This is a genomic window from Caldichromatium japonicum, assembly GCF_011290485.1.
Classification (GTDB): domain Bacteria; phylum Pseudomonadota; class Gammaproteobacteria; order Chromatiales; family Chromatiaceae; genus Thermochromatium; species Thermochromatium japonicum.
On sequence record NZ_CP048029.1, the window covers coordinates 232,483 to 244,978 of the forward strand.

Here is a 12,496-nt window from a genome sequence, read left to right on the forward strand (position 1 = left end):
CGTTTAAAGAAAGTGCAAGATCTGCCGCTATAGATCTTAAGTACCCTTAACCTCAAAAGCCCGATGCATGCTGCAATCAGCGAGGCCTCATCTATGCGGTCAGCCAGGGGTGTTACTCTAATCGAACTCCTAGTCACGGTGGCGATCGCGGTCATCTTGATGACCGCTGTGGTCCCGAGCTTTCGCGACACCTTCATCCGCAATCGCCTCACCAATATCACCAACACCTTCATGGGCGCCCTGACCTATGCCCGCACCGAGGCCATCCGGCGCGGTCAAAGCATCACCCTGTGTAAGAGCAGCGACGGCAACGCCTGCACCAGCAGCGGCAAGAACTGGGAGATCGGCTGGATCGCCTTCATCGATAGCGATCGCAATGGTACGCGCGACACCGCTTCAAGCAGTACCGAGACCGTATTGCGCATCTGGCCATCCCTGCCGACGGGCTACACCCTCAGGCCTAACGCGAACTTTGACAATTTCCTGCGTTACAACCCGCGCGGTGAGGCCAACAATCTGGGCACCTTCGCCATCTGCCATCAAAATCAGCTTGTCGGCGCCAAGGCGATCGTGATCGACCGCCCGCGCCCGCGGCTGGGACATGACAGCGACAACAACCGCATCCCCGAGGACTATTCAGGCGACATCGCGAGCTGTTTTACCTCATGAACAGACAAACAGGATTTACCCTCATCGAGGTGTTGGTGGCGCTCATCGTGCTGAGCGTGGGTCTCTTGGGCGTCGCCGCCCTCCAGGCCAATGCGCTAAAGACCAATCACAGCGCGCTGCAACGCAGTCAGGCGGTGATGCTCGCCTATTTCATGCTCGATGCCATGCGCGCCAACCGCCAAGCAGCCCTAAACGGCGACTATGACCTCGGTTCAACCGCCAACCCGGTCTGCACCTCCCCCAGCGGAAGCACCCTGGTGACTCATGATCAAGCGGCCTGGATCAACGCCCTTAAACAGAATCTGGGCAATGTCTCCACCACCTGCGGCATGATCGATTGCGACAACACCGGCGATTGCACGGTCCAGATCCAGTGGGACGATAGCCGGGCAGGGGGCCTAAGTACGCAGATGATCGAGGTCAGGAGCCGTTTATGAATAATCGATCGCTGTCCCGCCAACTGGGCTTCACCCTAGTCGAGCTGATGATCGCCCTGGTCCTGGGGCTGTTGGTCGGCGGTGCCGCCATCGGCGTCTTTGTCTCAAATCAACAGGTCAACCGCCAGGGCGAGGCCATGGCGCGGATGCAAGAGAGCGCCCGCTATGCCTTTGAGCTCATGGCGCGTGCAATCCGCGGGGCAGGGGGGGTTGTGTGCGGCGGTATAGAGCCGGTCAATGTGCTCAATAATCCAAGTTCCTATTGGTGGGCCGATTGGGAGGGGGGGGCGATCCGCGGCATAGCAGGTGATAACCCCAACTTTCCCAAATCCTTCGGGACCAACGCGGCAGATCGCGTCTCGGGGACCGATGCCATCATCCTGCTCAGCGGTACGGCCAATGATGGCGTCTATATCATCGACCATAACCCGACCGCGGCCCAGTTCAAGGTCAATACCATCGATCATGGCATCATCGATGGCGATATCCTTTTGGTATGCGACTATCAGCATGCCGCCATCTTTCAGACAACCAATGCCAGTTCGACGAATGTCACCATCGTGCATAACTCAGGTACTGGTTCGCCCGGCAATTGCACCAAGGGTCTAGGGCGTCCGCGTGTGTGCACGGCGAATGGGACCCCCTATACCTTTGCCAATGGTGGCTTCATCACCAAGCTCTCAGCCGAAGGCTGGTATATCGGACACAATGGGCGAGGCGAACGCTCCTTGTATCGTCTTCGGATGCAAAATAGCAGCGGTACACCCAGCGGGTTGGCGGAGGAGATCGCCGAGGGGGTAACGGATCTGCAGATCCAATATCTCGCCCGCAATAACGCAGGGACACTCGATACCCAATATCGCGATCTGCCCCAGGACTATGACGGCAACGGCACACCAGATTGGAACAATGTGGTGGCCGTGCGCCTGACCCTGACCCTGGCCACCCTAGAGCAGGTCGGGACCAATAACCAGCCGATCCAGCGCAACTGGTATACGCTGATTAGCATCAGGAACCGTGCAAGATGAACCGCCAAGACATGGGTGTACAAAAAGGCAGAAGGGCACAGAGAGCCGGGCAAGCGGGCGCCGCCTTGATACTGACCCTGCTCTTCCTCGTGCTCATCATCCTCGTTGCGATCAGCGGTATCCAGACCGTGGCCTTAGAGGAAAGGATGGCCGGGGCGTCCTCGGATCGCAACCTTGCCTTTCAGGCGGCTGAGGCGGCATTGCGGGTAGGGGAATCTGTCGCCGAGGCCGAATCTGAGGCGAATCCACCCAATAGCGGCTTTCCAAACAACGGCAATTATAACGATGCCAGTGATCAGTGCCCGGGGAACAGCGTCATCATCGACAATTGCAACGCCAATGGCCTGTGCCCGGTGCCAGACAAGGACTGTCTGCCGCGTTGGCAGGTGGCAGGATTCAATAAGTGGAAGACAGTAGATGGCATAAGCCTCGGTGCACTGGCAGGCAATGCACCGCAATATTTCATCGAATATCTGGGCGGCAATTTCAATTGTTATGACGGCGATGCGAGTGACCCAAAGAATTGCTACCGCTATCGGATCACTGCGCGCAGTAATCCGGCAACCGGACGCGCGACCGTGGTTTTGCAGTCGATCTATGCAACAGACTGAGAGGCCCATTATGAACAGATCTATAGCAACTAAATCAATCGCCGCGGTTTTGAGCGCGAGCTTAATGGCCCTTAGTTTGTTTGCCAGCGCGCAGATCAATATCCCCTCTACCCCGCTCGGCGTCAGCATGGCAGCCAAGCCCATCACCCTGCTGGTCGCCGGCAAAGATCATCGCTTATTTTATGAGGCCTATAATGATGCCTCGGATATCGATAGCGATGGCACCCTCGATATCCGTTTTAAGCCAAATATCACCTATTATGGGCTCTTCGATCCGCATCTTTGTTATAGCCACAATAACAAAAGTGACAATACAGGTCTATTCGAGCCTACATCAGAAACGAGTGATGGCAAGTGTAAAAATAGTTCAGGCCGATGGTCAGGAAACTGGCTGAACTATATGACCACCAGCCGCATCGATGCCCTGCGCAAGGCGCTCTATGGCGGTTATCGCGAGGTGGATACGCCCACTAAAACCATCTTGCGCCGCGCCTATATCCCGCAGGATGCCCATTCCTGGGCCAAGGAATATGCCAGTATAGCCGTCGATGGCTATGACATCAGTGACTATACACCGCTCGATCCACCGTCGGCAAACAAACGTCATTTCTTTGGCAATCTCACGGCCAATGCCAGCACCAATTGCGCTACCTTAAGCACCTGCAGCGACCTGCCGCCGCTCCTTTCGGTGGTGACCAATAGCCAGAAGCGGGTCTGGGAGTGGGCATCGAAGGAGCGACCAGTGCTCGATAATACGCATGGGGGGACGCGCATGGACCTTACGGTGCGGGTCAAGGTCTGTAACGGCGGCTTTACCAGGGGCTGCAAACAATATCCCAATAATACCTGGAAACCGATTGGTCTGCTGCACGAATATGGCGAAAATGAGGCGATGCTGTTTGGCTTGCTGAGCGGCAGCTATAACAAAAATATGTCAGGTGGTGTGTTGCGCAAAGTGATCTCCTCGTTTAAAAACGAGGTGGATCAGAATACCGGTCAATTCACAGCCAATGCCAAGATCGTTCAGACATTTAATGCCCTGCGCATCCGGGACTTCAATAACAACAGAACTGATCGAGTCTATCGCAGGGGCTGGGTCGCCACCCGAGCAATGAATCAAGGCGAATTCGTTGACTGGGGTAATCCAATGGCCGAGATGTTATATGAGGGGTTGCGTTATCTAGCAGGCAAGAAAACACCAACCTCGGACTTTGACACCAGCGGCTCCTATGATCAGGAGGTAGGTCTACCGGTGGCGACCTGGGACGATCCTTACGATCCGGTCAATAGTCAGGCCAAGGCGCTGTGGTGCTCCAGGCCAAGCATCATGGCCATATCAGACATCAATGTCTCATTCGACTCGGATAAGGTGCCCGGCTCCTATTTCAGTAGCTTTGCCGGCGATCTGACCGGGCTAAACGTCCAGGCGGGGGCCGATACCATCACCAACAATGAGACGGGGATCATCGGCCAGCGATTTATCGGTCAGTCTGCAGCTGTCTATGACAGTGCCCCGACGGCCAAGACGGTCGGCTCACTAGGGACTATCCGCGGCCTGGCACCGGAAGAGCCCACCAAAGAAGGAAGCTATTATTCGGCCTCAATCGCCTATTTTGGCAAGAGCACCGATCTGCGGAGCGATCTAAATAAACATCAAAGCACAGATACCTATGCTATCGTCCTCGCCTCACCCCTGCCGCGTCTCGAGGCAAGGTTAAGCAGCGGCAGCATCATCACCCTGGTGCCCTTCGCCAAGTCGGTGGGAGGCTGTATGAGTACCTCGTCTAAAAAGGGTGATTTCCAGCCCACCAATCAGATCGTCGATCTCTATGTCGAAGAAATTGCCAACTCGGGCGCCGGCGACTCTAACCCTAACATCAACGGCGGACGCTATTATGCCAAGTTTCGCATCAACTATGAGGACGTTGAACAGGGCGCCGATCACGATATGGATGTGATCGCTGAATATACCCTCACCGCCAAGGCGGATAATACCCTAGAGGTTAAGGTCAAGACCACCTATCAAGCAGGATGCATTTACCAAAATATCGGCTATATCATTTCGGGAAGTAACAGAGATGGCATCTATCTGGTTGCCCAGGATGAGAATGTCTCCATTCCCTATTTTTTGAATGTACCGCCTAATCGTAGCCCCGGATATTGTGATGTGACAGGGACGCCGCCCTCTGACTGTAATACCCTGCCCTGTGCAACAGGCTCTTCTTGTGCGTACCCAAATGAAAGTTCGCGCACCTTTAGCCCAGGTGCCTCCACAGCGACCCTGCTGCGCGATCCCCTGTGGTATGCGGCAAAATGGGGCGGCTTTATCGACAAAAACAATAACAATAAGCCAGATCAGACCTATGAATGGGATGCCGATAATAACGGGGTGCCGGATACCTATTTCCTGGTGCAGAATCCATTAAAGCTCAAGGAAAACCTCAAGCGGGCACTTGAGAACATTATCGAGCGTACAGCAAGCTCGGGCAGTATCACCGCCAATAGCACCTCGCTGAACTCAGATACCCGTGTCTTCCGAGCCACCTTCAATACTCAGTACTGGTCGGGCGAGCTAGCGGCCTATGCGATTACCAGCTCAGGCATCGCAAATACTGCGAGCTGGGAGGCCTCTAAACAGTCACCCTTGGCAGATAACCCCAGTAACCGCAAGATCTATATCACCCGATCTGATGGTCAAACAAAACGGTTCCTGTGGAGCGAGCTGACGTCCGCAGAGCAAAACGCGATTGGCAGTGAGAATGTGCTGCAATATCTGCGGGGCGTACGCACGGAAGAACAGCCAAACGGTACCCTGCGGACCCGGCAAATTGACAATGTTCTAGGGGACATCGTGCACTCTGCCCCCTTTTATGTCAAAGACACAGATACCGTCTATATCGGTGCCAATGATGGGATGCTGCATGCCTTTAATGCCTCAAGCGGCGCTGAGCTCTTTGCCTATATCCCCAGCGCGCTCATCAGCAAGCTCAAGAATCTCAGTCAACCCGGCTATAAGCATGACTATTATGTCGATGGTGAGATCGCAGTCTCGACGCTTGCCCAGACCATGAATAACTTTTTGGTGATGACCCTCGGTCGCGGCGGTAAAGGCCTCTTTGCCTTGGATGTCACCGACCCGGCCTCCTTTGGCCCGGGAAATTTCAAGTGGTCCTATTTCAACACAAGCGATCAGACGCTCGGCCTGATGATAGGCCGACCAGTGATCGCCAAGATGAACAACGGCGACTGGGCAGTGATCCTCGGCAATGGCTATAACTCAACCGCTGGCAAGGCAGCGCTTTATATCTTCAAGCTCAATGACGGGAGCCTACTCGCGAAGATCGACACCGGTGTGGCTGGCGATAACGGCCTGGCCACCCCAGGGACCTTTGATGCGGATAATGATGGCGATATTGATGTCATCTATGCAGGTGACCTCAAGGGTAATATCTGGAAGTTTGATGTCAGCACTTCCAACCCAAATCAATGGGATTCGGCCTTCAAGCAAGGCAGCACCCCCCAGCCGTTTTTTGTCGCCAGGGATTCATCGAACAATCCACAGCCCATCACCGCCCAAATCACGGTCGCCATCGATTACTTAAAGGGCGATCCAAACTTCGGCAAACGCTTTATCTTCTTTGGTACGGGCAGCTATTTCCACAGCGACGATCCTACTAATACCCAGCGCCAAAGCTGGTATGGGTTGATCGATGAGGACACCCAGATCTCTGGACGCAGTGAGCTGACCCAACGCTCGATCGAGGAGGAGGGTACCCTATCTGGCAGCCCGGTTAGGACGTTTGCCGATGCCCAAGCAGGGGATATGGTCGGTAAAAAGGGCTGGTATCTCGACTTTACTACCCAAGCGGGCGAGCGGATCGTCACCGCCTCCAAGCTCTATAGGCTCATTCACCCGACCTTGATCGCCAGCTCGATCATCCCCATCGATGACCCCTGCGTACCTGGGGGGAAGGGCTATGTCAATTTCATCAACCCCTTCACCGGCGCGCGCCTAAAGATCGGGGTAGTCGATGTGAACCAGAGCGGAGGCACAGACGACGACAAGTTGAATGATGCCTTCGTCGGTGGATTCGATCTGGGTGTCGGCATGCCGGGCGAGGCCATTGTCATCGGCGGCGACCTCGTGATCAGCGGCAGCGGCAGCGGCAGCGGCGAAGAAGGGACGGGTGAAGAGAACCCAGACATCAAGAGGCGTAAGCTGATCTTTGGTCAGGCGGCGACCGGCCGCGTCTCGTGGCGCGAGATCGTGACGGAGTAACCCCATGAAGACAGGCGGCTTTACCTTGATTGAGATCATGATCGTAGTGGTGGTCGTCGGCATCCTGGCGGCGATCGCCTATCCCAGCTATCAGATGCAGGTGGCGCAAAGCCGCCGTTCTACGGCGCAGGCCTGTCTCTTGGAGCTCTCTCAGTTCATGGAGCGCTATTACACCACCAATATGAGCTATGCCAATGCGACGCTACCCAATACCCAGTGTCAGTCAGATCTGACGGGTCACTATAGCTTCCAATTCTCCGGGACCCCGAACGCGACCAGCTATACCCTCCAAGCCGTGGCCCAGGGCGTGCAGGCAACCAAGGATGCAGGCTGCACCCCTCTGGCGGTCACCCATACCGGCAGCAGGACGCCGGCCAATTGCTGGAAGAAATGACCCTCATCCCCCCTCCCTGCGGAGGGGGGATGAGGCCGCCGTTTTTGGTCTCTGTAACGCGAAGTCCTTCCCCCCTGGAGGGCGCACCCGACGCCCTGCCTGGGTTGTTACACTGCTGCCCGGTGATCTGCCCCAGGCTGCCCTCAATAGTCGAACGCCCATGCAGTCCATGAAGGACTGGTCTCAACAGCGGCCCGAGCCTTGATGGGGCGAGCGAGAACTGCATAAAAGACCACAGCTCGATTGGTGAGCGCACAGACCTGACTGAGCCGCATGGATCAGTCAGAGAGAATTCAAAAAGCATCGACCGCCACGGCTTAGCCGTGCCCATGACCCAGAGAACCGCTTCGACTAAAGCGGCGGTTGTCCTTGGCCCTGCGCCCCGGCTCGCTCTTCTTCCCTGGCAACAGGGACTCAATGCAGGCCATTGATCATCTCGTCACATGCTCTGATCCATGGTGACGCCTGCGCAACCATCGGGATGTCACCATCATTCACATACTGCAAACAACCTCTCATTATTTTGCTCAGCTGAGAACAAAATCCAGGTGTCATCTCCCAGATGATTGTGGGAGCGCTAAAACCTAGGACCCAGACCCAAGGGTCTGGCTTGAGTTTAGAGGACAGCATCAATAACCTAACGTGTTTGATCTTCGAGAGAGGCCTATGGCACCCAAGACCCTATATGACAAACTCTGGGAGTCGCATGTCGTCCGCATCGATGAGACGGGGACGGCGCTCCTCTATATCGACCGCCAGCTGATCCATGAGGTCACCTCGCCCCAGGCATTCGAGGGCCTGCGTCTGGCTGCGCGCAGGCCCTGGCGTCCGAGCGCCAATCTCGCTGTCCCCGACCACAATGTGCCAACCTGCGATCGCGCCTCAGGGATCTCAGACCCGGTCTCGCGCCTCCAGGTCGAGACGCTTACCGCCAACTGCCACGAGTTCGGGATCACCGAACTGGGGATGGATGACCCGCGCCAGGGGATCGTGCATGTCATCGGCCCAGAGCAGGGCTTTACCCTGCCAGGGACGACCGTCGTCTGCGGCGATTCGCATACCTCGACCCACGGGGCCTTTGGGGCGCTTGCCTTTGGCATCGGGACCTCGGAGGTCGAGCATGTCTTGGCCACCCAGACCCTGCCGCAGCGCCGCTCCAAAACCATGCTGATCGCGGTCGAAGGCAGACTCGCCCCCCAGGTCACTGCCAAGGACCTGGCGCTATACCTTATCGGTCAGATCGGGACCGCAGGGGGGACCGGCTATGTGATCGAGTTCGCCGGCGAGACGGTAAGGGCGCTTTCGATGGAGGGGCGCATGACCCTGTGCAACATGGCGATCGAGGCGGGCGCGCGCGCCGGTCTCGTCGGGGTGGATGACAAGACCATCGACTATCTGCGCGGCAGGCCCTTGGCCCCCCAGGGCGAGCGCTTCGAGCAGGCCGCCCAGTATTGGCGCACCCTGGTCAGCGATCCGGGCGCCGCCTTCGATCGGACGATCCGCATCGATGCCGCCCAGATCGCGCCCCAGGTCACCTGGGGCACCTCACCTGAGATGGTGACCTCAATTGCGGGCGTTGTCCCTGACCCCAAGGATGAAGCCGATCCGGTCAAGGCCAGCGGGATGGCGCGCGCACTAGAATATATGGGCCTGGTGCCTGGAACACCGATCGCTGAGATCCAGATCGACAAGGTCTTCATCGGCTCATGTACCAACTCGCGCATCGAGGACCTGCGCGCCGCGGCTGCCGTGGTGCGGGGTAGGCGGATCGCCGATTCGCTCAAACAGGCCCTGGTCGTCCCGGGATCGGGTCTCGTCAAGGCCCAGGCCGAGGCCGAAGGGTTGGATCGGGTCTTTAAAGATGCTGGATTCGAGTGGCGCGAGCCCGGATGTTCAATGTGTCTGGCGATGAACGCCGACCGGCTCGAGCCTGGGGAGCGCTGCGCCTCGACCTCCAACCGCAACTTCGAGGGGCGCCAGGGCCCAGGCGGACGCACCCATCTGCTCAGCCCACCCATGGCCGCCGCTGCGGCGATCGCCGGTCGTTTTGTCGATGTGAGGACGCTGTAATGGAACCGTTGCAAAACCATACCGGTGTCGTAGCGCCCCTTGACCGCGCCAATGTCGATACCGATGCCATCATCCCCAAGCAATTTTTAAAAAGCATCCAGCGCACGGGATTTGGGCCCTATCTCTTCGATGAGTGGCGCTATCTGGATCACGGCGAACCGGGAATGGATTGCAGCAAGCGCCCGCACAACCCGGATTTCATCCTCAATGACCCCCGCTATCGGCACGCCTCGATCCTCCTGACCCGCGAGAACTTCGGCTGTGGGTCATCGCGCGAGCATGCCCCCTGGGCCCTACACGATTTCGGGATTCGGGTGATCCTTGCGCCGAGCTTCGCTGACATCTTTTTTAACAACTGCTTCAAGAACGGTCTGCTGCCGATCTCTCTACCGCACGAGGTGATCGATCGGCTCTTCGTCAAGGCGACCCAGCCCGAGCCCTTGCAGATCAGCGTCGATCTGCCGGCGCAGACCTTGACCCTCAGCGACGGCGAGGTGATCGCCTTTACCATTGACCCTGCCAACAAAAGGCGTCTGCTCGAGGGGCTGGATGACATCGGTCTGACCCTCCAATTTGCCGATCAGATCCGTACCTATGAAGAGCGCCGGCGCCTCGAGGCGCCTTGGCTGTTTATCTGAAACTCAGATCGGGGAGTCTCCATTGAGCAAAAAGGTTTTGGTTCTCGCGGGGGATGGCATCGGGCCGGAGATCGTGGCCGAGGCCGTCAAGGTCTTAAAGGCTCTGCAAGATCAGGGCGCTATCGATATAGTCCTGGAAGAGGGATTGGTTGGGGGTGCGGCCTATGATGCCTGTGGTGATCCCCTACCCGAGGAGACCTTGGCAGCAGCCAAGTCCGCCGATGCGGTCCTGCTCGGCGCGGTCGGCGGCCCCAAATGGGAGCCTCTGCCGATCGCCAAGCGCCCCGAAAAGGGGCTGTTGGGTCTGCGTTCTGGATTGGGGCTGTTTGCGAATCTGCGCCCAGCGGTCCTCTATCCCCAGTTGATCGACGCCTCGACCCTAAAGCCGGAGGTCGTCTCTGGTCTGGACCTCATGATCGTGCGCGAGCTGACCGGCGACATCTATTTCGGGCAGCCGCGGGGGGTCGAGACCCTACCCTCGGGCGAGCGGCGGGGGGTCAACACCATGGTCTACACAGAGTCCGAGATCGAGCGCATCCTGCGGGTGGCATTTGAGCTTGCCCGCAAGCGCCGCCACCGGCTCTGTTCGGTTGATAAGGCCAATGTGCTCGAATGCACTGAACTCTGGCGCGAGGTGGCAACCCGCCTGTCTGCCGACTATCCGGATGTCGAGCTCAGCCATATGTATGTGGACAACGCTGCCATGCAACTGGTGCGCGCGCCCAAGCAGTTCGATGTCATGGTCACCGGCAATCTATTCGGTGATATCCTGTCGGACTGCGCAGCCATGCTCACCGGCTCGATCGGGATGCTGCCCTCGGCCTCGCTCAATGAGCGGGGGCAGGGGATGTATGAGCCGATCCACGGCTCGGCGCCCGACATCGCCGGACGCGGGGTCGCCAACCCGATCGCCACTATCCTTTCGGTCGCCATGATGTTGCGCCACTCGCTTGCGGCGCCCGATGCGGCTTCGTGCGTCGAGACAGCGGTGGCCAGGGTGCTCGATGAGGGGTTGCGCACGGCAGATATCATGACCCCTGGCATGCGTCAGGTCGGCACCGCCGAGATGGGAGATGCCATCGTCGCAGCACTCGGGCAAAGCGACTAACATAAGCCAGCAGAGCAGCCGATGTTCGTTGAAGAGGGGCAAGGTTCAGGTCGATGCTCGGGGCGCGGCCTGCCCCCCTCTCCAGGGATCAGCGCTGGCATATACCTTGATTGGCTTGGGTTCTGGCAATAAGGGGTGTGTCTTGAATAAGCGGGTTGGCTTTGTCGGCTGGCGGGGGATGGTGGGCTCGGTCCTGATGGAACGGATGCAGGCCGAGGATGACTTTGTTCTGATCTCCGAGCCAGTCTTCTTTTCGACCTCACAGGCGGGGGAGCTTGGGCCCGATGTCGGCAGGGGGCGGGCGCCGCTGCGCGATGCCATGGCACTCGATGCCCTCGCCGAGATGGACGTCATCCTGAGCTGTCAGGGGGGGGACTATACCAAGTCGATCCATCCCAGATTGCGCACAGCAGGCTGGCAGGGCTATTGGATCGATGCCGCATCCGCTCTGCGGATGGAACCGGAGGCCACCATCGTTCTCGATCCAGTTAACCGTCCGCTCATCGACGCCGCGCTCGCTGCCGGCAAGCGCGACTTCATCGGTGGCAATTGCACTGTCAGCCTGATGCTCATGGCGATCGGCGGGCTGTTCAAGGCGGAGGTCGTCGAGTGGGTGAGCTCGATGACCTATCAGGCTGCCTCGGGTGCAGGCGCCAAGCATATGCGCGAGCTTCTGGCGCAGATGGGTGTATTGCATGCCGCCGCCGCCCCTTTGCTGGCCGATCCGTCCTCGGCGATCCTCGAGATCGACCGGCGGGTGACCGAGGCCTTACGCGGGCCTGCGCTTCCAACCGAACACTTTGGGGCGCCGCTGGCCGGCAGCCTGATCCCTTGGATCGATGTCGCGCTCCCAAACGGCCAAAGCCGTGAAGAGTGGAAAGGGCAGGCAGAGACGAATAAAATCCTCGGCATCAGCGAGCACTTGATCCCCGTCGATGGTGTGTGCGCGCGCGTTGGGGCGATGCGCTGCCATAGCCAGGGGCTGACCATCAAACTCAAGCGCGACCTTGAGATCGACGAGATCGTCTCACTGATCCAGGCAGCCAATGATTGGGTACAGGTGGTGCCAAACGACCGGGCAGAAACGCTGCGTGCACTATCACCCGCAGCGGTAACCGGTTCGCTAACGGTTGCCGTCGGGCGGCTACGCAAGATGAATCTCGGCAGTCAGTATCTCTGCGCCTTTACCGTAGGCGATCAGTTACTATGGGGGGCTGCCGAGCCGCTGCGGCGGATGCTGAGGATCTTGTTAGAAACTTAAC

Annotated in this window: 10 protein-coding genes; all 10 read left to right on the forward strand. The window is 58.1% G+C overall.

Annotation, left to right across the window (positions count from 1 at the left end; translation table 11 throughout):
- The first annotated feature begins 93 nt into the window (after nt 1–93).
- Complete coding sequence (locus tag GWK36_RS01090) at nt 94–669, forward strand: GspH/FimT family pseudopilin (RefSeq protein WP_166269336.1); 576 nt, start codon at nt 94–96, stop codon at nt 667–669.
- Complete coding sequence (gene pilV, locus GWK36_RS01095) at nt 666–1,106, forward strand: type IV pilus modification protein PilV (RefSeq protein ID WP_166269338.1); 441 nt, start codon at nt 666–668, stop codon at nt 1,104–1,106. The genes GWK36_RS01090 and pilV overlap by 4 nt, the downstream gene beginning before the upstream one ends.
- Nucleotides 1,103–2,134 carry a PilW family protein gene (locus GWK36_RS01100; protein ID WP_166272324.1) on the forward strand — a complete coding sequence of 344 codons (1,032 nt, stop codon included), beginning with the start codon at nt 1,103–1,105 and terminating at the stop codon, nt 2,132–2,134. The genes pilV and GWK36_RS01100 overlap by 4 nt, the downstream gene beginning before the upstream one ends.
- Nucleotides 2,131–2,745: a pilus assembly PilX family protein gene (locus GWK36_RS01105; RefSeq protein ID WP_210756820.1), complete on the forward strand. Its 615-nt coding sequence runs from the start codon at nt 2,131–2,133 to the stop codon at nt 2,743–2,745. The genes GWK36_RS01100 and GWK36_RS01105 overlap by 4 nt, the downstream gene beginning before the upstream one ends.
- A 64-nt stretch (nt 2,746–2,809) precedes the next feature.
- The gene (locus GWK36_RS01110) at nt 2,810–7,024 is read left to right on the forward strand and encodes a pilus assembly protein (RefSeq protein WP_246237612.1); all 4,215 of its coding nucleotides are present in this window, start codon (nt 2,810–2,812) and stop codon (nt 7,022–7,024) included.
- A 4-nt stretch (nt 7,025–7,028) separates the two neighbouring features.
- Nucleotides 7,029–7,418 (forward strand): type IV pilin protein, encoded by a 390-nt coding sequence (locus tag GWK36_RS01115; RefSeq protein WP_166269342.1) that lies wholly within the window; start codon nt 7,029–7,031, stop codon nt 7,416–7,418.
- A 666-nt stretch (nt 7,419–8,084) separates the two neighbouring features.
- On the forward strand, nt 8,085–9,488 hold the full coding sequence (gene leuC / locus GWK36_RS01120; RefSeq protein WP_166269344.1) for a 3-isopropylmalate dehydratase large subunit: 1,404 nt from the start codon (nt 8,085–8,087) through the stop codon (nt 9,486–9,488).
- Nucleotides 9,488–10,126 carry a 3-isopropylmalate dehydratase small subunit gene (gene leuD / locus GWK36_RS01125; protein WP_166269346.1) on the forward strand — a complete coding sequence of 213 codons (639 nt, stop codon included), beginning with the start codon at nt 9,488–9,490 and terminating at the stop codon, nt 10,124–10,126. Before leuC ends, leuD begins: the two co-directional genes overlap by 1 nt.
- A gap of 22 nt (nt 10,127–10,148) precedes the next feature.
- Nucleotides 10,149–11,234, forward strand: coding sequence for a 3-isopropylmalate dehydrogenase (gene leuB / locus GWK36_RS01130; RefSeq protein ID WP_166269348.1), 1,086 nt, complete (start codon nt 10,149–10,151; stop codon nt 11,232–11,234).
- 178 nt (nt 11,235–11,412) lie between these two features.
- On the forward strand, nt 11,413–12,495 hold the full coding sequence (gene asd / locus GWK36_RS01135) for an aspartate-semialdehyde dehydrogenase (RefSeq protein WP_246237876.1): 1,083 nt from the start codon (nt 11,413–11,415) through the stop codon (nt 12,493–12,495).
- Nucleotide 12,496: the final 1 nt, after the last annotated feature.